This is a genomic window from Allobosea sp. BK604 (genome assembly GCF_004341515.1).
Taxonomy (GTDB): domain Bacteria; phylum Pseudomonadota; class Alphaproteobacteria; order Rhizobiales; family Beijerinckiaceae; genus Allobosea.
The window spans coordinates 321,422-341,625 of the sequence record NZ_SLZF01000008.1 but is presented as its reverse complement, the minus strand read 5'-3'; the positions used below and the strand labels follow the sequence as shown (position 1 = coordinate 341,625).

Sequence of the window (20,204 nt, the reverse complement as noted above, 5' to 3'; positions counted from 1 at the left end):
CGCCGGGCAGCGGCTTCGGCCGCCCCGATCGGCATGGACTCGGGGCATCAGCATGGACGACCAATTGGTACTCGTAACCGGCGGAACGGGCTTTATTGCGCAGTACTGCATCCTGGCGCTGTTGAAGGCCGGGTATCGCGTGCGGACCACGATCCGTTCGCCGTCGCGGGAAGCCGAGGTGCGCGCGCATCTCAAGGTCGGCGGCGCCGAGCCGGGTGACCGCCTGTCATTCACCGTCGCTAATCTCACCGCCGACCAGGGCTGGGCGCAGGCCGTCGCCGGCTGCACCTATGTGCTGCACGGCGCGTCGCCGACACCAACAGGTGAGCAGCTCCGCGAGGAGGATTGGATCAAGCCGGCCGTCGAAGGCAATCTGAGGGTCCTACGCGCCGCCCGCGACGCCGGGGTCAAGCGTGTGGTGCTGACCTCCGCCTTCGGTGCGATCTGCGCTGGACACAAGCCGATGACCAGGCCGTTCGACGAGTCGGACTGGAGCGACCTTACGGCGCGTCATGTCTGGCCCTACCAGAAATCGAAGACCCTTTCCGAGCGGGCAGCCTGGGATTTCATCGCGCGGGAGGGAGGCCGGCTGGAACTGTCGGCCGTCAACCCGACCGCCGTTCTCGGACCTGTTCTTGGTCCAGACTATTCGCACTCCATCGGATTGATCAGGAATCTGCTGGCCGGACAGCCGGGATGCCCGAAGATCAATTCCGGATTTGTCGATGTACGAGACGTGGCGGACCTGCATCTGCTCGCCATGACCCATCCGGCCGCCAAGGGAGAGCGCTTCCTCGCAATCTCCGGCGAAAGCATGTGGGTGATCGATGTCGCGAGGGTGCTGCGCCAGCGCCTGGGGGCGGCCGCCAGCAAGGTCCCGACGCGGGTTTTGCCCAATTGGTTGGTCCGTCTCATCACCCTCAGAAATCCGGTGATGAAGGGCGCCCTCCCCCTGCTTGGGCTGAACATGAACGCAACCAGCGAAAAGGCGATACGCCTGCTCGGTTGGGCACCGCGCTCGCGGGACGCCGCCATCGTCGCGACCGCCGAAAGCCTGATCCGGCTGCGTGAAACACCGGGTCTCGGGGGTCCACTAGTAGACCGATGACAGGTCGACTTGATGCGCGCAGCGCCCCTCGCCCGCTAGTTGAACGATCTGAGCAGGCCGCCGATCAGCAGGTTCCAGCCGTCGATCAGCACGAAGAAGATCACCTTGAACGGCAGCGAGATCACCGTCGGCGGCAGCATCATCATGCCCATCGACATCACGATCGTCGCCACGATCATGTCGATCACCAGGAAGGGCAAGGCGATCAGGAAGCCGATCTCGAAGGCGCGGCGCAGTTCCGAGATCATGAAAGAGGGGATCAGCACGCGCAGGTCCACCGTCTGCGTCTGCGGATCGGTCGGGCGGATGCTCTCCGGCGCCATGTCGGCGAAGAGCTTGAGATCGGCGGGCCTTGTCTGCGCCAGCATGAACTCGCGGAAGGGCTGGGTGATCTTGCCATAGGCCTCGCCCTCGCTGATCCGGTTCTCGACCAGCGGCTGCACGCCCTCCTGCCACGCTTTGTCGAAGGTCGGCGCCATCACGTAGAAGGTCATGAACAGCGCCAGGCTCACCAGGATCAGGTTGGCCGGCGTGCTCTGCAGGCCGAGGCCCGAGCGCAGGAACGAGAGCGCGATCACGAAGCGGCTGAAGCTCGTCACCATCATCATCAGGCCCGGCGCCACCGAGAGGACGGTGAGCATGGCCATGATCTGGACGAGGCGGCCGGAGACCGAGGCGCCGCCCTGCGGCAGCAGCCCGTCGAGGCCGAGGGACTGCGCCTCCGCTCCGGTGATGGCGACCAGGAGCAGCAGAGCCGAGACGATAGCAAGCTTGATCACTGCACGACCAGGGTTTCGATGACGACGTCGCGCACGAGCCCCTTGGAACGGATCGCGATCCGCTCGTTCAAGTCCTCGCGCAGGTTCTTGAGGCCGGCCGCGCCTTCGAGCTGGCGCGCCGAGACGCTGCGCAGGAAGGCGAGCATGTCCTCGGCGACAGTGGCCATCATCGGCTCGGCATTGATCGCCGATTTCCGGTCGATCAGCACCGCCGCCTCGAGCCGGACCCAGGTATTGTCGGGCGCAGCGAGATTGGTCACGATCGGCGCGAGCTTCTTCAGCACCAGCGCGCCCGCCATGGCGGCGTCGGCCGCCAATGCCGGCGGCGAGGACTCGATGCGTTTGATCACATTGCTCTCGACCGTGCCGGCAAGGCGCGTGCCGGAAAACATCCCGGCTCCGATCGCGAGCGCCGTGACCAGCACGAGGCCGCCGATCATGCGCATGTTCTCGCCGGGCCAGCTGCGCTTCTCCGGCCCGGTCAGCTGCTTTGTCCGCGCCATCAGAAGGGGGTGATCCTGTCGTAGAGCTGCTGGCCCCACGCCGGCTGCTGCACTTCCATGCTGCGGCCGCGCCCGCCATAGGCGATGCGCGCCTCGGCGATCTTGTCGTAGGAGACGGTGTTGTTGCCGGTGATGTCGCGCGGACGCACGATGCCGGCGATGTTCAGCACCCGGATGTCGTAATTGACCAGCACCTCCTGCGAGCCGCTGATCACCAGGTTGCCGTTCTGCAGGATCTCGGTGACGACGGCGGCGACCGAGAGCTGAACCTCTTCCGAGCGGTCGGTCAGGCCCCTGCCCCGCGACGAGCTCTGCGAGTCGATGTTGGAATCGACTTTCGCGACCGCGGTCGACTTGCCCGCGAGTCCGGCCAGGAAATCGAGCCCAAATTGAGCCCGCGAGTCACGCGAGCGGTCGGTATTGTTGTCGAGCTTGGCCTTGTCGTTGATCGCGATCCTCACGGTCACGACGTCGCCGACCTTCATCGCGCGGGTATCGCGGAACAGGTCCTCGGTATGGCGCGAATAGAGCGAGTTGAATGAGGACTCGGGCGAATAGGCCGTCTTGTAGGTCACCGGGATCGGGTCGCGCGGCACATCGAGCCCGCTGCCGACGCGCGAGAGCATCGGCGCGCGGTTGAATTCGGAAATGTCGTTCATGCAGCCGCCGAGCAGGACGGCGCAGGCTGCCGCAAGGGATATGGCCTTCATCGGGTCCGGGCTCCGGGGGCGGGAGAGGTGTCCTTGGCTGATTTCAGGCGCTCGCCATTCATCGCCTGGGCGAGCTGGGCGGCGCGCGACGCCTCCATCTCGTTGAGGACGGCGCTGGCATTGCGCGGGGCGAGCTTGCCGAGCAGCGAGGCGGCGATGCCCTGGTCCATCGCGGCGAGCTGGAGCGCGGCGGCTTCCGGGCGCATGCGCGAGAAGATCTCGACCATGCGGGTCTCGGCCTGCTTGGTCTCGGCATCGCGCTGATCCAGCAATTGCTGCAGCTCGGCCTTCTTCTCTTCGAGCTTGGCGAGCGTGTCGGCGAGCTTGCCTTCGAGCGATTTCAGCGTCTTGGCCTGCCAGGCGAAGCGCGCCTCGGCGGCCGGGTCGCGGATGCTGGTGCAGAAGGCTTCGGAATCGGGCGTCGGCGCGGTGGCTGCCGGCGGGGTCGCGGAGGCCTGCGGTGTCGCGGCGGCCGGCTGCGGGATCCGCGGTGGCTGGGCGAACGCGGCTGGGGGCGAGAGCGCCAGCGCCAGTGCAACAACGCAGGCGCTGCGCAGCGATGTGAGTGCAAACCTGTCGGATGCCATCATCACCAATCCGGTAAGAAGAAGACCCTGCCGTTCTACGTCGCGATGCTTTCGCGAGGCTGGTCGTGGCGCTCAATGGCAGGGAGCCGTTTCAATAAAAGCGGCGTCTCGAAGGATGGCCCGCTGGACCGTCTTCGGGACGCCGCAGTGCGGCCCTTCGGGACAAAGGGCCGGGATTTTGAAACCAGAGCATTTTCCAGCGAAGTGGGGACCGGTTCGCGTGAAGAAAATGCGTCAAAACAAATAGATAGAGCATTTTCGCAGTTTTGAGAAAGGCGGAAATGCTCCAGCTACTGCACCACCAGATCCGCCTGCAGCGCCCCTGCGGTCTTGATCGCCTGGAGGATGGCGATCACGCCGGCCGGCTTCAGGCCGATCTGGTTGAGGCCGCGCACCAGCGTATGCAGGTTGGCGCCCTGGATGATGGCGAGGCGGCCATTGCCCTGGACGGCATCGACCGTCGTGCGCGGCGTCACCACGGTCTGGCCGTTGCTGAACGGCTCCGGCTGCGAGACGGTCGGCGTCTCGGTCACGCGCACGGTCAGGTTGCCGTGGGTGACGGCGACCGTCGAGACCTGGACGTCGCGGCCGATCACCACCGTGCCGGTCCGTTCGTCGACAACGACCCGCGCCGGCGAATCCGGCTCGACCGAGAGCCGCTCGATCTCGGCGATGAAGCGCGCCGTCGAAAGCTGGAGCGGCTTGGTCAGGCTGATCGTGCGATGGTCGGTCGCGAAGGCGCCGGCGACCTTGTACTGCTTCTGGGTATAGGCGTTGATCACGCCGGCGACCCGGGCCGCCGTGACGAAATCGGGATTGCGCAGCTCGAGCGAGAGCACATGCAGGCTGGCGAGCTGGTCCGGCACCAGGCGTTCGACCAGCGCGCCCCCCGGAATCCGCGCCGCCGTCGCAACGCCCTGCGTGACCCGCTCGGCCTCGCCCTGCACAGAGAAGCCGGAGACGTTGAGCCGGCCCTGCGCCAGCGCATAGACCTGCCCGTCCGGCCCAGCCAGCGAGGTAACGATCAGCGTGCCGCCGAGCAGCGAGGTCGCGTCGCCGAGCGAGGCGACATTGACGTCGATGCGGCTGCCGCGCCCGGCGAAGGGCGGCAGGTCGGCCGTGACGATCACCGCCGCGACATTGCGCGTGCGCAGCGTCTCGTTGCGGACATTGACGCCGAGCCGGTCCAGCATCGACTGCAGCGCCTGGCCGGTGAAGGGCGAGTTGCGCACGCTGTCGCCGGTGCCCTGCAGCCCGATCACGAGACCGTAGCCGACAAGCTGGTTGTCACGCACGCCCTGCAGCCCGGCAATGTCCTTGATCCGGACAGCAGCCGTGGCAACGGTCGAAAGGCCAAGCATCAGCGCGAGCGCGCCGACGAGAGCCGTCAGCAGTCCTGGCATCCGCCGCATCATTCCATACCCACGCGAATGGTCCCGTCCGCCTGGACCACACCGATGACGGTGAGCCCTGAATCGGGATTGCGCGCCTTGACCATCTCGTTGACGGCCCCGGCCTGCATCGGCTCGACGATGCCGGTGATGACGAGCCCGTTCTCACGGAAGACGACCTGGGTCGGCACGCCGCGGCGCACCACCTTCTGATCGTCGACGCCATTGCTCGGGATCGGCTGGCCCGGCAGCAAGGTGCGGCGCGCGACCTTGCCGACGATGGCGAGCCGGTTCTCGATCGCGGCGAGCGGCGTGCGCAAACCGGTTCGGAACGGCCGCTCGGTGATATGCGCGTCGGTGATCAGATCGCCGGGATAGAGCGTGACGGTCGGCACCGGCAGCATGGTCTCGTTGGTCTGGGCCCGCAGCGGCACGGCTGCGCCGGCACAGAGGAATACGGCCGCCAGGAGCGATGAGAGCGCGAGAGCACGGGCCATGATCAGTCCCTACCGAATGCCGGTTGCGACGGTGCCGGCCATCTGGTCGGCTGCGGTGATGACCTTGGCGTTCATCTCATAGGCGCGCTGCGCCGAGATCAGCGCCGTGATCTCCTTGACGGGATCGACATTGGAGGCCTCGAGATAGCCCTGCCGCAGCTTGCCGAAGCCGGGGCTCGTCGGGTTGCCCTCGTTCGGCTGGCCGGAGGCGACGGTCTCGCGGTAGAGATTGCCGCCGAGCGGCTCGAGGCCGGCATCATTGGCGAAATTGACCAGCGAGATCTGGCCGAGCTGGCGCGGCTGCACCTGGCCTTCCAGCTTGGCGAAGACCAGGCCGGATTCATTGATCGAGATGTCGATCGCCTCGGCCGGCACCCGGATGACCGGGTCGAGCCTGTAGCCGTCGGCGGTGACCATCTCGCCATCGCCATTGGTGTTGAACGTGCCGGCGCGCGCATAGAGCGTCTCGCCTTCCGGCGCGGTGATCTTGAACCAACCGCGCCCGTCGATCGCGAGATCGAGCTTGTTGGCGGTGTTGGTCAGCGCGCCCTGGATATGCAGGTTGCGGATCGCCGCCGCGCGCACGCCGAGGCCGAGCGAGGCGCCCTCCGGCACCGCGCCGTCGCCGCCGCGATTGGGTACGCCCCGGCTGCGCTCGGTCTGGTAGAGCAGGTCGGTGAATTCCGGCCGCGCCCGCTTGAACGAGGTCGTGTTGATATTGGCGATATTGTTCGCGATGACTTCGACATTGAGCTGCTGAGCGCTCATGCCGGTCGCGGCGATGGCGAGGACTTTCATCAGGCCGTCCTCAGATCGCCATCTGGGCGAATTGCTGATAGGCCGAGACGACCTTGTCACGCATCGCCATGGCGAGATTGAGCGACTGCTCGGCCGACATCACGGCCTGCACGACATCCTGGACGGCGGCCTTGCCTTGCACGCCGTTTATCGCCGCGGCCTCGCCCTGGTGCAGGCTGTCGACGAAGCTTTGCGAGACGTTGGCGAAGACGGAGCCGAAATCGGCGCCGGGCGCCGCGCCAGCGGCCTGTGCGGCGGGCGCTGCGCCCATCGTGGCGGCGCCGAGGCCGGCGACGCCTTGCGCGACCTGGCTCGCGACGGGGGCAAGGGCGGAGATTGCGTTCAGCATCAGCCATTCCTCAACAGATCAATGGTCATGGATTGCATCGAGCGCGCCTGCTTGATCATTTGCAGGTTGGCCTCGTAGGAGCGGTTGGCCTCGCGCATGTCGGCCATTTCGAGCAGCATCGAGACGTTGGGCAGCTTGACGAAGCCCTTGTCGTCCGCGGCCGGATTGCCCGGCTCGAACTCGGTGCGGAACGGCGACTTGTCGACGCCGACGCCCTTGACCTTGACCAGCGAGGCGCCGAGCGCGCTGTTCATCGCATTCTCGAAGGTCACCGTCTTGCGCCGATAGGGATCCGAGCCCGGCGTGCGGCCGGTCGACTGCGCATTGGCGAGGTTTTCCGAGACGATGCGCACGCGGGTCGACTGGGCCTGGAGCCCGGCGCCGGCAATGCGCAGCGAAGCATCTATCGGATCGATCATTGTCTATACTTGCCCTTGCAAGGAAAAGCCCGCGCGAAAGCCGATCAGCCCTTGGTGACCGTCATCAGCATCCGGTGGAAGCTCTTCACGAGGTTGGTGTTGAGCGAATAGCTGCGGCTGACATCGCCGGCCTTGAGCATTTCCTGCTCGATGCTGACCGAGTTGCCGGAATGGACTGTCGACCAGCTCTCCGAGCGCTTGGCCTTCGCGACCATGGCTTCGGAGGGGCTGAGCGACATGTGACCGGGCGACGTCGCCGCCATGGTCAGGCTCGTCTTCTTGACGATCGCCTCGAACGGCTCGACATCGACCGAGCCGTAACGCGGCGTATTCGCATTGGCGATATTCTGTGACACCGCGTTCTGGCGCACGGCCAACCAGCGTGACTGCTGGGCTGCGACATCGAAGAGATAAATCGGCTCCACTTGAGCCTCCACAGTGATGACACTGCGAATATGTGCGACGTTACTTGCCTGAAGCTGTTGTCGAGAATTATCGATACAAATAGCGCTATTAATTGTCGCGCATTTTACGCAGCGCCGGCCATCGGCTGGATACTGAGCCGCGACAATAATATCGCCTCGCCTCACAGTATAATACCTAGTGCAGCTGCGCTCCGATGCCTCGCCAACGCAAGTCGCCTGGCGCAGCCGCCCGCGTGCAGAGGCACGATGTGCGCGAGGCACATCGGCATCGGCAGCACGGACAGACGCGTCAGGCGACCGCCCCCGTTAAGCTTGCGGCAGGCCTTTCAGAGCGTGGTAATCGTTAAGGCGGCCCTCATCCTGAGATGCGCTCGCAGAGTGCGTCCCGAAGGATGCTCCAGGAGAGTCCGGAAGCATCTGGACCATGCTTCGAGATGCCGCCGGGGCGGCTCCTCGGCATGAGGGCTTATCGAGCAGCTGGATTTTCAGGAGATCGCGTAACCGAGGTAACGCTTCGACTCGACCGGGTCGTAACCCAGGCGGGCACGCAATTTCTTGCGCAATTTGCTGACATGGCTCTCGACGACGGCCTCGTCGACCTCGGCGTCGAACAGGCCGTAGACCGCGTTGAAGACCTGCGTCTTCGTCACCCACTTGCCGCGATTGCGCATCATGAACTCGAGGATGCGGCGCTCGCGGCGCGGCAGAGCGAGGACTTCGCCGGCCACTTCCGGATCACGCCCGTCGAAATAGACGCGCACGCCGGCATGAGCCACTTCTTCATCGCCCGAACGACGCTTTTCGGTGCGCCGCTGCATCGCGTTGACGCGGGCCAGGATCTCACGGACATGGACGGGCTTGCGAACGACATCGTCGACGCCGGCTGCGAAGAGTTCCAGCGTCTTCTCGAGAGAAACCATTTCGTTCATGGCGATCACCGGCGCCTGGCTGCGGCGGCGGATCATCATCGGGAAGCGCGAGCGTTCCTCGCAATCGCCGATGAGAAATGCTTCGACTGACTTGAGATCTTCAGACGGGGTATCTTCAACCCATTCTTCGAATTTTGTCGGGGTGAAGCCGATAGCAGGGACACCTTCACCAGTGAAAAGCGACTGGTACCCTTCTGTCACCAGTGCGCGATCATCGACCACAACGTACACGCTGCACCTCCTGGCGCGTAAATCCATCATCACTCGTTCTGAGCTGACGATTTTGACGCTAGTGGAGCGCCATACCGGCCGTCAATCGAAGATTGGCGTAACGTTATGTAAGGGAAAAGACGTAGAAAAACGTGTTTAAAGATCCGAAGTCGGATTTATTATTTCGTTTTAACTGATTTTTTACCGACAAGGCGCCAACGCCCTCGATCCGGCGAAGATTAGCACGCCAAACGCGCCGCGCAACCCCGCCTGGATTCTAAATATATAAGGGGGTGGCAAAGCCCCTCGCAAAACGACCCACAAAAGGCCAATTTTCGTGATGCTTTTCTTGTAAATTGTAAACATTGAACCCGACAGCTCCGCGCAAGCCTATGGATGTGAAGTCAAGCTACAGATTTCACTTCGGAGAACGGCCTTGGGTATCTTCGGCATCATGCGAACCGGCGTGTCCGGCATGGCAGCGCAGGCGAGCAAGTTGAGCGCGGCCGGCGACAACATCGCCAATGTCAATACTGTCGGCTACAAGCGCGCCTCGACGGAATTCTCGTCCTTCATTTCAGAGGGCAACAGAAGCGAATATAATTCCGGCGGCGTCGACACCCATACCCGCTACGCCATCTCGGAAGACGGCGTGATCATGGGCGCGACCAACACGACCGACCTCGCCATCAACGGCAAGGGCTTCTTCATCGTTTCGGACGCCGGCGGCACGCCCTACATGACCCGCGCCGGCGCCTTCGTGCCGAACGGCGACATGGACCTGATCAATTCGGCCGGCTTCTACCTGATGGGCTACCCGCTCACCAATGGCGATCCGAACGTGATCTCGAACAGCCTTGACGGCCTCCAGCGCGTCAACCTGGCCAATGTCGCCTATGAATCGACGCCGACCGAGAATGGCTGGCTGTCGGGCAACCTCGACGCCAACTCACCGGTCATCGCCGCGGCGAACCTGCCCTCCGGCAACGTCGCGGGCAGCACCTATTCCAGCAAGTCCTCGATCGTCAGCTACGACAACCTCGGCAACAAGGTCTTCCTCGACGTCTACGTGGCGAAGACCGGCACCGGTCCCGATACCTGGCAGGCGGTGGTCTACGACAAGTCCCAGGCCAGCGCGTCGGGCGGCTTCCCCTATGTGCCGGGCCCGGCGCTTGCGACCATTCCGCTCGCCTTCAACGGCACCGGCCAGCTCACCACCGCCCCGGCGACCGCGAACGTCCCGATCCCCAATGGCCAGACCATGGTGCTCGACTTCAGCCAGGTCTCGCAGACCGGCACCGACACCAGCCTGCAGCTCGAGGTCGACGGCAACGCGCCGAGCGCGGTGGACGATGTCGAGATCGCCTCGGACGGCACGGTCTACGCCGTGTTCGAGAATGGCGCGCGCCTCGCCACCTACAAGATCCCGCTCGCGACCGTGCCGAGCCCCGACCAGCTGACGCCGGAATCGGGCAACGTCTATTCGGTCAGCGCGATGTCGGGCGACGTCATCGTCGGCTTCCCCGAGAACGGCCAGTTCGGCTCGCTGCGCTCCAAGGCGCTCGAGCAGTCCAATGTCGACCTCGCCAACGAGCTGACCTCGATGATCGAATCCCAGCGCAGCTACACCGCCAGCTCGAAGGTCTTCCAGACCGGCTCCGAACTGCTCGACGTGCTGGTCAACCTGAAGCGCTGAGTGATGTCCGCAGAACTGGCGTGCCTCTTCTGCGGTGAGACCCTGCTCAACCCATTGAACCTTGGATGAATTCTTCCCGTCCGGCCGGAATGGCCGGACGGGAGGGACGCCGAAGCCTGAAGCAGCGACCACAGGGACCAGACCATGAGCCTTTCATCAGCCCTGAACGTGGCCCAGTCGTCGCTCTCGGCAACGTCGATGCACACGGCGATCCTGTCGCGCAACGTCGCCGGCGCCAGCGATGCGAACTATCATCGCAAGACCGCACTCCAGGTCACGACCTTCAACGGCGCGGTCCGCATCGCCTCGATCGGCCGAGCCATGGATGCCGTACTCTTCGCCGGCAAGCTCGCCTCGACCTCCTCGACCGCGGCCCAGCAGTCGATCGTCGACAGCCTGACCCAGCTCGAAGCGACCGTGAACGATCCCGAGCTCGATCAGTCGCTCGCGGCCAAGCTCGGCGAGCTCAGCAACGCGCTGCAGGAATACAGCGTCACCCCGGACGACCCGATCCTGGCCCAGGCCGTGTTGAGCAAGTCCGGCGAGCTCGCCCGCTCCCTCAACGCCGCGAGCCAGACCGTCAGCGACGTGCGCGAGCAGGCCGATGCCGACATGGCCAACGGCGTCTCGCGCGTGAACAAGCTTCTCTCCGAGTTCGAGACCGTCAACCGCAGCATCGTCAAGGGCTCGCAATCGGGCGCCGACATCACCGACCAGCTCGACACGCGCGACCGCATCCTGAGCGATCTCTCGCAGGAGATGGGCATCAGCGTGCAGACGCGCGCCAATAACGACATGGTCATCTATACCGATAGCGGCGTGACCCTGTTCGAGACCGTGCCGCGCAGCGTCACCATGGCGCCGAGCTTCTCGCTGCCTGCCGGCTCGACCGGCAACGCGGTCTATATCGACGGCGTCGCCGTCACCGGCGCCAATGCGGTCATGCCGATCAAGTCGGGCCAGATCTACGGCGCCTCGGTCATCCGCGACGATGTCGCCGTGACCTATCAGCGCCAGCTCGACGAGATCGCCCGCGGCCTCGTCGAGGTCTTCTCCGAGAGCGACCAGGGCACGCCGCCGACGGCGCCCGACGCCGCCGGCCTGTTCATCTACGGCACCGGCGCCCCGCCGCTCGCCATCCCGCCGACCGGCGTCGCCGTCCCCGGCCTCGCCAGCACGATCAGGGTCAATCCCAATGCCGACCCCGCCCAGGGCGGGGATCTCGACCGGCTGCGCGACGGCGGCATCTCCGACCCGTCCAACCCCGATTTCAACTACAACCCGTCGGGCGCGGCCGGCTTCACCGACCGCATCCAGGAGCTGCTCGCCAAGCTCGGCACCGAGCGCACCTTCGACGCGGCGACGCAGGCCGACCCGACCAACAGCCTCGCCGGCTTTGCGAGCTCCTCGGTCGGCTGGCTCGAAGGACGCCGCCAGATTTCCGATGAGGCGCTCGGCTACGAGACCGCCCTGCTCGACCGCACCACCGAGGCGCTCTCGAACGCCACCGGCGTCAACGTCAATGACGAGATGGCGCTGATGATGGAGCTGGAGCGTTCCTACAACGCCTCCTCGATGATCCTCACGACCATCGACAACATGATCAATTCACTGCTCTCGGCTGTGAGGTAAGACCATGACCACCTATGTTTCATCGCTCTCGATGTCGAGCGCGCTGCGCGGCAGCCTGATGCGCTCCCAGTCCGGTCTCGCCGATGCCAACAAGGAGATGGTGACCGGCCGCTATGCCGATATCGGGCTCAGCATCGGCGTGCGCACCGGCCAGGCCGTCGGCCTGCGTAACCAGCACAATCAGATCGAGAGCATCATCACCACCAACGGCATCGTCGCCGGGCGCGTGGACGTGACGCAGAAGGCCCTGGACGGCCTGCTCGAGACCGCTCAGGACTTCCTGAGCTCGCTGATCGGCGTGCGTGACGGCGAGAGCGGACCCGAGGTCCTCTATTCGCAAGCGAAGAACAACCTGCAGGGCCTGGTCGGTTCGCTCAATAACTCGGCCGGCGGACAGTTCATCTTCGCCGGCATCGACACCCAGAACAAGCCGGTCTCCGATTACTTCGCGCCGACCTCCGCCAGCAAGCAGGCGATCGACGATGCGTTCTTCGCAACCTTCGGCATCACCCAGGACGACCCGGCTGCTGTCAACATCACCGCGGCCGACATGACGGCCTTCCTGCAGGGCGCCTTCTCCGACGAGTTCGCCAATGCCGCCGGCCCGCCGCCGGCGACGCAGGGCTGGCAGAACTGGTCGACCGCCGCGAGCCAGAACGTCTCCACCCGGATCTCGACGACCGAGGTGGTCGAGGTCTCGACCAATGCCGGCGAGCAGCCCTTCCGCGATCTCGCCAAGGTCTACACCATGACCTTCGATCTCGGCTCGAAGAACCTGAACATGAATGCGTTCAGGGCGGTCCTCAGCGAGGCGATCGACACGGTCACGAGCGCCATCCAGGGCCTGGTCGCGACCAAGGCCGGGCTCGGCACCTCGGAGGAGCGCATCTCCGCCTCGACCAATCGCCTCACCATCCAGCGCGACATCATGTCGAAGCAGATCACCAACTACGAGGGCGTCGACAGCATCGCAGCCTCGGCCCGCGTGACCCAGATGCAGACGCAGCTCGATACCGCGCTCGCTCTCACCGCGCGCATGCAGCAGCTCAGCATCCTCAACTGGATGCGCTGATTAGGCGCCAACAGCCCCGCCGACATGACGAGATGGGCCGTTTCCGGGCGACTGCGTCCGGGCGGCGTTCCAGCCCTTCGCCTGAAATAACCGGAGACGATCCATGTATCACAGCTCCTATGTCGATATCGCCGAAGGCAGCGCCACGCTTGCGCGAGCCAATGAATGGCGAGCCATCGACCGGGCCGTCACGCTGCTCGAGAAGGCACGCCCGACCGGCGCGGCCTCGCCCGAGACGATCGAGGCCGTGACCTTCCAGCGCGACCTCTGGGCGATCCTGATCGAGGATCTCGGCAGCGCCGAGAACGCCCTGCCCGCGAGCCTGCGCGCCTCGCTGATCTCGATCGGCGTCTTCGCCCTCAAGCAGGGCGACAAGCTGCGGCTCGGCGAGTCCGAGGATTTCGACTCGCTGATCGAGATCAACACGATGATCCGCGACAGCCTGGCGTGACGGCGATGATGAAGAAGAGCATGCGCCTGTCGCTGCGCGCCAATGAGAAGATCTACATCAACGGCGCCATCCTCAAGGTCGACCGCAAGGTCTCCTTCGAGCTGCTGAACGATGCGACCTTCCTGCTGGAGAGCCATGTCATCCAGGCCGACCAGACGACGACGCCGCTGCGCCAACTCTACTTCGTTGTCCAGACCATGCTGATCGAGCCGCAGAACGGCGAAATCGCCAAGGCGATGTTCGACCGCATGCTGATGTCGACCGCCCGCATCTTCGAGGACCGCGCCATCCTGGCCGGGCTCGAACAGATCGACGCGCTGGTCGAAGGCGGGCGCTATTTCGAGGCGCTGAAGCAGCTGCGCCTGCTCTTCGTCGCGGAGGCCGCGATCATCGCCGCCGAGGAACAGGCGGTCGTTCCGGCCCCGGAGGCCGCCCATCATCAATTCCACTCGCAAGTCGCCTGAGGAGACCCGCCATGGACGTGAGCAGCAGCACCGGCGCGCCGCCGGCAGCACAGAACAACAACAGCAACAACTCATCCAACCCGATCGGCAATGTCGATTACGACACCTTCCTGAAGCTGCTGATCGCGCAGGCCAGGAACCAGGACCCGACCAACCCGACCGATCCGTCGCAATATGTCCAGCAATTTGCGACGCTCTCGCAGGTCGAGCAGGCCGTGCGCACCAATACGAAGCTCGACGAGATCATCGCGGCACTGAAGCCGGCTGCGCCCGAGCAGCCGGAGGCGCCGAGCGACGCGGCCTGAAGGACGACGACAGATGAACGAGGCTGACGCGCTCGACATCATGCGCGATGCGGTCTGGGCGATCCTTGTCGGTGCCGGGCCTGCGGTCGCGGCCGCGATGCTGATCGGCATCGTGATCGCGCTGATGCAGGCCCTGACCCAGATCCAGGAATCGACCCTGACCTTCGTGCCCAAGATCGTCGTCATCCTCGTGGTGATGGCGACGACCGGCACCTTCACCGGCGCCCAGGTCTTCTCCTTCACCGAGCGCGTCTACGGCCGCATCGAGAAGGGGTTTTAGCGCCGCTCAGGCATTTTCGAGCGAAGTGGGCACCGGTTCGCGTGAAGAAAATGCGTTATAACAAATAGATAGAGCGCGCCGGCATTCCCTTCTCCACCCATCTCCGGGCTTGCCCGAGATGGGCAGGTAGAGGTGCCAAAGTCGGGAACACCCGACTTTGGTGCGGGAGAAGGTGGCTCGGCGGAGCCGAGACGGATGAGGGGTCGCGTGACGATTGCCGCGCAAACCTTCGAATAAGCTCAACGATGCAGGGTAGCGCGCCCCCTCATCTGCCCCTTACGGGGCACCTTCTCCCGCAAGGGGAGAAGGAAGGTGCAAGGGAGAAGGAGCCCCCTCGCCCCTCCAGCCCCGCGCAGGCTTGCCCCTCCAGGATCGCCCCGCGTGCCGCAGATGCGTGCGTAGATCGGGATCAGCTCAAGCATGGCAAATCAGGACGCTCTCTCCGGCCAGGCCGCCGGACTGCAGAATAGCGGGCGCGATATTGGCTTCGCCGTCGGCATCACCGGCATCCTCACCGTCCTGTTCCTGCCGATCCCGGCCTTTGTCATCGACCTTGGCCTCGCGCTTTCGATAGCGCTTTCGGTCCTGATCCTGATGGTGGCGCTCTGGATCCAGAAGCCACTGGAATTCTCCTCCTTCCCGACCGTCCTGCTGATTGCGACGATGCTGCGCCTGTCGCTGAACATCGCGACGACCCGCGTCATCCTCTCGCATGGCTATGAGGGCTCGCACGCCGCCGGCTACATCATCGACGGCTTCTCACGCTTCGTCATCGGCGGCGATTTCGTCATCGGGCTGATCGTCTTCATCATCCTGATCACGGTCAATTTCATCGTCATCACCAAGGGCGCGACCCGTATCGCCGAGGTCGGCGCCCGCTTCACCCTCGACGCCATCCCTGGCAAGCAGATGGCGATCGACGCCGATCTCTCGGCCGGCCTGATCGACGCCAAGGAGGCCCAGCGCCGCCGCCACGAGCTGGAGGAGGAAAGCTCCTTCTTCGGCGCCATGGACGGCGCATCGAAATTCGTCCGCGGCGACGCCATCGCCGGCCTGATCATCACCGCCGTCAACATCCTCGGCGGCATCATCATCGGCGCGACGCGCCACGGCCTGTCGCTGGCCGATTCCGCCGATATCTTCGTCAAGCTCGCGGTCGGCGACGGCCTCGTCACCCAGATCCCGGCGCTGATCGTTTCGCTCGCCGCCGGCCTGCTCGTCTCCAAGGGCGGCACGCGCGGCACTGCCGAGCAGGCGATCCTCGGCCAGCTCGGGCATTATCCGCGCGCGCTCTTCGTCGCCTCCTTCCTGCTGATCATCCTGGCGCTGGTGCCTGGCCTGCCCTTCTTTCCCTTCGCCATGCTGGCGGGACTGATGGCCTTCGTCGGCTACACCATCCCCAAGCGCATCGCCGAGCGCGAGGCCGCGGCCGAGGAGATCCGCGCCATGGAGGCCGAGCAGGCGGCGCAGGACAGCCAGGAGACGATCAAGGATTCGCTGAAGATCTGCGAGATCGAGCTCCGCCTCGGCAAGCAGCTCGCCACCGAGATGCTGAGCGTTCATGGCGAGCTCGCCCATCGCGTCGGCAAGATGCGCAAGAAATTCGCGGTCGAATACGGTTTCGTCGTGCCCGAGATCAAGCTCTCGGACAGCCTCACCCTGCCGCCCAAGGCCTATGAGTTCCGCATCCACGGCACCGTCGTCGCCTCCGGCGAGATGCGTCCCGGCTCGATGCTCGTCGTCGTCGGCGAAGGCCGCATGCCCGACCTGCCGGGCGAGGAGGTCCGTGAGCCCGCCTTCGGCGTCAAGGCGATGTGGGTCTCGGAGAGCTATGTCAACGAGGTCAAGCGCGAGGGCCTGCACCCGGTCGACCGCATGTCGGTGCTCCTGACCCATCTCAGCGAGACGATCCGCAAGAATCTCGGCCAGCTCCTGTCCTACAAGGACATGCGCGCCCTGCTCGACCGGCTCGGCCCCGAATACAAGAAGCTGCTCGAGGAGATCTGCCCGGCGCATATGTCGCTCTCGAGCCTGCAGGCCGTGCTCAGGCTCCTGCTTTCCGAGCGCGTCTCGATCCGCAATCTCCACCTCATCCTCGAGGTCGTCGCCGAGATCGCGCCGCATGTCCGCCGCGCCGAGCAGATCGTCGAGCATGTCCGCATGCGCATGGCCCAGCAGATCTGCGGCGACCTCGCCGAGGGCGGCGTGCTGAAAATGCTCAGGCTCGGCAATCGCTGGGATCTCGCCTTCCACGAGAGCCTGCGCCGCGACGCGAAGGGCGAGGTGGTCGAGTTCGACATCGACCCGCGCCTGATCGAGGAATTCGCCACCGAGGCCTCGGGCGCGATCCGCTCCCGACTCGACCAGGAGCAGAGCTTCGTCCTCGTCACCAGCCCGGATGCCCGCCCCTATGTCCGCATGATCATCGAGCGCATCTTCCCGGCCCTGCCCGTGCTCTCGCATGTCGAGATCGGCCGCGGGCTCGAGGTGAAGGCCCTGGGTACGATCTCTTGAGCGGCCGAACGAACATTCCCCCGGCCCTTCGGGACGGCCCTTCGGGCCTCCTCTGGATGAGGGCTCGACCGATGGGTTGGCCGCTCTGATGCCGATCACGCCGGAGACGCTGCTCCACACCTTCATCATCTTCTGCCGCATCGGCGGCTGCCTGATGGCGATGCCGGGCTTCTCGAGCCCGCGCGTGCCGATGCGGCTGCGTCTCTTCATCGCCATGGGCGTCACGTTGGCGCTGACGCCTGCCGTGCTGCCGACTGTCGCCGCCGCCATTCCCGAGCCGCACCCGGCCGCCCTGCTCAAGGCCATCGTCACCGAGACCTTGACCGGCGCCCTGATCGGGCTGATGGCGCGCTTCTTCTATCTCGCGCTCCAGACCATCGCGACCGCGATGGCGACGGCCACCGGCCTCGGCCAGTTGCCCGGCCTGCCGATCGACGAGGCCGAGGCGTCGGCTCCCTTCGTGACGCTGATCACCATCACCGCGACGACGCTGATGTTCGTCACCAACCAGCATGCCGAGGTCATCCGGGCGCTAGCAGGCTCCTATACGCGCATCGCCCCGGCCTCGGCCTTCAGCGCCCAGGCCAGCCTGATCCAGCTCGCCGACCGCATCTCCGACACCTTCTTCCTGGCGCTGCGGATCGGCGCTCCCTTCATGATCTACGGAGTCGTGGTCAATCTCGCGATCGGCCTGATGAACAAGCTGACGCCCTCGATACCGGTCTATTTCATCTCGCTGCCCTTCGTGATCACCGGCGGCCTTTTCATCCTCTATTTCTCCGGCCCGGAATCGCTCAGGCTCTTCAGCCTCGCCTTCTCGTCCTGGCTCCGGAACGGCTGAAGCCATGGCGGACAGGCGGCTGAAATCGCTCGAACGGATGCAGGCGATTCAGGCGCGCATGCGCAGCCTCGCCGAATGGCGCCACCAGGGGCTGCTCCGCCAGGCCGCCGAGGCGCGCGAGGAATCCCACGCGCTCGTTGCCGCCCTCAATGGTGAGGGGCTGATCAACAGTCTCTTCACCGACGTGACCGCCAGGCGCCTGCACCGCATCTCCGTCGAGATCGTCGCGCTCGACGGGCAGGCTGCGGCCCAGGCCAGGGAGGTTGCGCGCGAGACCGGCCGCGAGAAGCGCGCCGCCAAGCTCGCCGACCAGGTGCGGCGCGGCCTCGCGCGCATCGAGCAGGACAAGACCCTGCTCGACATCATTGAGGCCGACGAGGGCAAGCGCGCGGCAAGCCTCGAATAAGCCTGACGGCGCAAGCTGCAAGCCGAGATCGTTGAATCATCATTGGAAGGTGGTCATGGCCATATCCCCTCCGTCGGACATCGTTCTCGACGTGACGCGCGCCGCCGATCCGATGCGCCAGCAGGTCGCCTTCGATCGGCTCGCGCGGTTGAGCGTGCCCGGCGCGAGCGGAACCCTGTTCGCCTCGGCCATCGATGAAGCCGCCCCCGGCAGGTCCGGCGCCGGGCTCGCCGGCGCGCGCGAGAAACTCGCCGCCCTCGCTCCCGCCAAGCCCGGCGATGCCGAGGCGACGCCGGAGGCGCAAAAGACCAAGAAGACGCTGCAGAGATTCGAGGCCCAGGTGATCTCGACCTTCATCGAGCAGATGATGCCCGAGGCGACCACCAACACGTTCGGCGACGGCATGGCCGGCGGCGTCTGGCGCTCGATGCTCTCCGAGCAGATCGCCGGCGAGCTCGCCAAATCGGGCGGGCTCGGCATCCGTGACAAGATCGCGGCAGCGATGGCCGCCCGCAATGCCGGTGCGCCGGCCGACCCGAACGCCACCGTCACCGCCGGCCTGGGCGAGCGCCTGCTCGACCGCAGCAATGCCGCCTCCGGCGCGAACGGGCGCGATCAGCGCATCCCGCTCGTCATCGAGCAGCAATTCCTCAACGCCACGAAGCCTGCCCACAAGGGCACCGTCCGCACCTCGATCATTCGTCAGGCCTGATCCGACATGACCTTGCCCGCCATCGCCGCCCCCCTTGAAACCAGCCAGGCCGTACTGCTCTACGCGCCCGCCATCGCCGAGCCCGTCGTGCTGGAGGGCGAGATCCTCGGCGAGCGCCAGCCGCTCGCCGGCGCGGCCCTCGCCCTTTGGGCGGTGCTCGAGCGCCTGGAACACGCGCTCGACGATGAGACCTCGCAGCTGCGCGCGCTCAAGACCGCCGATTTCAACCGGCTGAACGAGATCAAGAGCCGCCTGCTGCTCGATCTCAGCCGGGCGATGCGTGCCGCGCGCGAGGATACGGCCGACGAGCGGCTGCTGGCGCGCCTTTCCTCGCTGCGTCTGAAGCTGGAACATAACCGCCTCGCCATCACCATGCATCTCGACGCCGTGCGCGAGATCGCCTCCGCCATGGCTGCGACGCTGATCGATGCCGAATCCGACGGCACCTATTCCGCCGGGATGTCGGCCCAGCTCGCACCGCAGATCGCCAGGGTCACCGCACGATGACGATGCCGCGGCTGCTGCTGCTCGGCCTCTGGATCTGCGGGGTGACGCTGGCATCGAGCCATCTCGCCGTGCTCTGGCGTGGCGGAGCGCCGCCCGCCCCCGCCGAGACGCCCTTCCTCGAAGGGCTGGACTACGAGGAGACGAGCGCGATCAGCGTGCCGATCCTCGCCAATGGCATCGTCCAGGGTTACGTCGTGGCGCAATTCGTCTTCACGGCCGATGCCCACACGCTGCGGCAGGTGACCGTGCGCCCGCACGCCTTCATCAACGACGAAGCGATCCGCGCCATCTATTCGAACAGCAAGATCGATTTCGCGAAGCTGGAGCGGGTCGATATCGACGCGCTGCTGAAGACCGTGAAGGCCAACGTCAATGCCCGCTTCGGCGGCGATCTGATCAAGGACGTCCTGGTCAAGGACTTCAACTACATCCGCAAGGATCAGCTGCGCAGCTGAGATCACGCCCTCCCTCGGCCTTCCTTTTCTCTACACGTGTTCTCTCTCACCGTCATGGTCGGCCTTGTGCCGACCATCCACGTCTTCCTTGACGCCGGGCGGTGTTCAAGACGTGGATGCTCGCCCACAAGGGCGAGCATGACGGGACGTCGCTCGTTCGATGG

Annotated in this window: 25 protein-coding genes; 14 read left to right on the top strand and 11 right to left on the bottom strand. The window is 65.3% G+C overall.

All coding sequences use genetic code 11. From position 1 onward, the window contains the following. The first annotated feature begins 52 nt into the window (after positions 1-52). The gene (locus tag EV560_RS24860; protein WP_131858507.1) at positions 53-1,108 is read left to right on the top strand and encodes an SDR family oxidoreductase; all 1,056 of its coding nucleotides are present in this window, start codon (positions 53-55) and stop codon (positions 1,106-1,108) included. A gap of 35 nt (positions 1,109-1,143) precedes the next feature. Here the strand turns inward: EV560_RS24860 and fliP are convergent, their stop codons facing one another. From fliP to EV560_RS24805, 11 genes are all read right to left on the bottom strand, one after another. Beyond that, positions 1,144-1,887, bottom strand: a complete 744-nt coding sequence (gene fliP / locus EV560_RS36500; RefSeq protein ID WP_465247036.1) for a flagellar type III secretion system pore protein FliP — start codon at positions 1,885-1,887, stop codon at positions 1,144-1,146. After that, on the bottom strand, positions 1,884-2,390 hold the full coding sequence (locus tag EV560_RS36495) for a flagellar basal body-associated FliL family protein (RefSeq protein WP_248312184.1): 507 nt from the start codon (positions 2,388-2,390) through the stop codon (positions 1,884-1,886). Before EV560_RS36495 ends, fliP begins: the two co-directional genes overlap by 4 nt. After that, positions 2,390-3,100, bottom strand: coding sequence for a flagellar basal body L-ring protein FlgH (gene flgH / locus EV560_RS24850; protein WP_131858505.1), 711 nt, complete (start codon positions 3,098-3,100; stop codon positions 2,390-2,392). Before flgH ends, EV560_RS36495 begins: the two co-directional genes overlap by 1 nt. Continuing rightward, positions 3,097-3,687, bottom strand: coding sequence for a MotE family protein (locus EV560_RS35860; RefSeq protein WP_165923607.1), 591 nt, complete (start codon positions 3,685-3,687; stop codon positions 3,097-3,099). The genes flgH and EV560_RS35860 overlap by 4 nt, the downstream gene beginning before the upstream one ends. A 290-nt stretch (positions 3,688-3,977) precedes the next feature. Further along, the gene (gene flgI / locus EV560_RS24835) at positions 3,978-5,102 is read right to left on the bottom strand and encodes a flagellar basal body P-ring protein FlgI (protein ID WP_131858502.1); all 1,125 of its coding nucleotides are present in this window, start codon (positions 5,100-5,102) and stop codon (positions 3,978-3,980) included. Continuing rightward, a complete protein-coding gene (gene flgA / locus EV560_RS24830) occupies positions 5,099-5,575 on the bottom strand; it encodes a flagellar basal body P-ring formation chaperone FlgA (protein ID WP_248312183.1) in 477 nt (158 codons plus the stop codon). The genes flgI and flgA overlap by 4 nt, the downstream gene beginning before the upstream one ends. 9 nt (positions 5,576-5,584) lie before the next feature. Then, positions 5,585-6,373 (bottom strand): flagellar basal-body rod protein FlgG, encoded by a 789-nt coding sequence (gene flgG / locus EV560_RS24825; RefSeq protein WP_131858500.1) that lies wholly within the window; start codon positions 6,371-6,373, stop codon positions 5,585-5,587. A gap of 10 nt (positions 6,374-6,383) precedes the next feature. Further along, positions 6,384-6,722 carry a flagellar hook-basal body complex protein FliE gene (gene fliE / locus EV560_RS24820; RefSeq protein ID WP_131858499.1) on the bottom strand — a complete coding sequence of 113 codons (339 nt, stop codon included), beginning with the start codon at positions 6,720-6,722 and terminating at the stop codon, positions 6,384-6,386. Continuing rightward, positions 6,722-7,141, bottom strand: a complete 420-nt coding sequence (gene flgC / locus EV560_RS24815; RefSeq protein ID WP_131858498.1) for a flagellar basal body rod protein FlgC — start codon at positions 7,139-7,141, stop codon at positions 6,722-6,724. The genes fliE and flgC overlap by 1 nt, the downstream gene beginning before the upstream one ends. A gap of 44 nt (positions 7,142-7,185) precedes the next feature. Beyond that, positions 7,186-7,566: a flagellar basal body rod protein FlgB gene (gene flgB / locus EV560_RS24810; protein ID WP_131858497.1), complete on the bottom strand. Its 381-nt coding sequence runs from the start codon at positions 7,564-7,566 to the stop codon at positions 7,186-7,188. A gap of 485 nt (positions 7,567-8,051) precedes the next feature. Continuing rightward, positions 8,052-8,726 carry a response regulator transcription factor gene (locus tag EV560_RS24805; protein WP_131858496.1) on the bottom strand — a complete coding sequence of 225 codons (675 nt, stop codon included), beginning with the start codon at positions 8,724-8,726 and terminating at the stop codon, positions 8,052-8,054. A 415-nt stretch (positions 8,727-9,141) separates the two neighbouring features. Here EV560_RS24805 and EV560_RS24800 point away from each other — a divergent pair, with 415 nt between their 5' ends. The 13 genes from EV560_RS24800 to EV560_RS24740 all read left to right on the top strand — a co-directional run bounded on the left by EV560_RS24800 (position 9,142) and on the right by EV560_RS24740 (position 20,040). Further along, the gene (locus EV560_RS24800; protein WP_131858495.1) at positions 9,142-10,401 is read left to right on the top strand and encodes a flagellar hook protein FlgE; all 1,260 of its coding nucleotides are present in this window, start codon (positions 9,142-9,144) and stop codon (positions 10,399-10,401) included. Positions 10,402-10,545: 144 nt separating this feature from the next. Continuing rightward, positions 10,546-12,033: a flagellar hook-associated protein FlgK gene (gene flgK, locus EV560_RS24795; RefSeq protein ID WP_131858494.1), complete on the top strand. Its 1,488-nt coding sequence runs from the start codon at positions 10,546-10,548 to the stop codon at positions 12,031-12,033. A 4-nt stretch (positions 12,034-12,037) separates the two neighbouring features. Further along, complete coding sequence (locus EV560_RS24790) at positions 12,038-13,105, top strand: flagellar hook-associated family protein (RefSeq protein WP_131858493.1); 1,068 nt, start codon at positions 12,038-12,040, stop codon at positions 13,103-13,105. A gap of 103 nt (positions 13,106-13,208) precedes the next feature. Beyond that, positions 13,209-13,556, top strand: a complete 348-nt coding sequence (gene flaF / locus EV560_RS24785) for a flagellar biosynthesis regulator FlaF (protein ID WP_131858492.1) — start codon at positions 13,209-13,211, stop codon at positions 13,554-13,556. Next, positions 13,553-14,020 carry a flagellar biosynthesis repressor FlbT gene (gene flbT / locus EV560_RS24780; RefSeq protein ID WP_465247035.1) on the top strand — a complete coding sequence of 156 codons (468 nt, stop codon included), beginning with the start codon at positions 13,553-13,555 and terminating at the stop codon, positions 14,018-14,020. Before flaF ends, flbT begins: the two co-directional genes overlap by 4 nt. Positions 14,021-14,031: 11 nt before the next feature. After that, on the top strand, positions 14,032-14,325 hold the full coding sequence (locus tag EV560_RS24775; RefSeq protein ID WP_131858491.1) for a flagellar hook capping FlgD N-terminal domain-containing protein: 294 nt from the start codon (positions 14,032-14,034) through the stop codon (positions 14,323-14,325). A gap of 13 nt (positions 14,326-14,338) precedes the next feature. Continuing rightward, a complete protein-coding gene (fliQ, locus tag EV560_RS24770; RefSeq protein ID WP_131858490.1) occupies positions 14,339-14,605 on the top strand; it encodes a flagellar biosynthesis protein FliQ in 267 nt (88 codons plus the stop codon). A 420-nt stretch (positions 14,606-15,025) separates the two neighbouring features. Beyond that, a complete protein-coding gene (gene flhA / locus EV560_RS24765) occupies positions 15,026-17,119 on the top strand; it encodes a flagellar biosynthesis protein FlhA (RefSeq protein WP_131858489.1) in 2,094 nt (697 codons plus the stop codon). Between the two features lie 88 nt (positions 17,120-17,207). After that, entirely contained in the window at positions 17,208-17,960 is a 753-nt protein-coding gene (gene fliR / locus EV560_RS24760) for a flagellar biosynthesis protein FliR (protein ID WP_131858488.1), read from the top strand. A 4-nt stretch (positions 17,961-17,964) separates the two neighbouring features. After that, positions 17,965-18,366, top strand: coding sequence for a hypothetical protein (locus EV560_RS24755; RefSeq protein WP_131858487.1), 402 nt, complete (start codon positions 17,965-17,967; stop codon positions 18,364-18,366). A 55-nt stretch (positions 18,367-18,421) separates the two neighbouring features. Then, positions 18,422-19,078 carry a rod-binding protein gene (locus EV560_RS24750; protein ID WP_131858486.1) on the top strand — a complete coding sequence of 219 codons (657 nt, stop codon included), beginning with the start codon at positions 18,422-18,424 and terminating at the stop codon, positions 19,076-19,078. Positions 19,079-19,084: 6 nt separating this feature from the next. Next, a complete protein-coding gene (locus EV560_RS24745) occupies positions 19,085-19,585 on the top strand; it encodes a hypothetical protein (RefSeq protein ID WP_131858485.1) in 501 nt (166 codons plus the stop codon). Continuing rightward, on the top strand, positions 19,582-20,040 hold the full coding sequence (locus EV560_RS24740) for a hypothetical protein (RefSeq protein ID WP_131858484.1): 459 nt from the start codon (positions 19,582-19,584) through the stop codon (positions 20,038-20,040). Before EV560_RS24745 ends, EV560_RS24740 begins: the two co-directional genes overlap by 4 nt. The last annotated feature ends 164 nt before the right edge of the window (positions 20,041-20,204 follow it).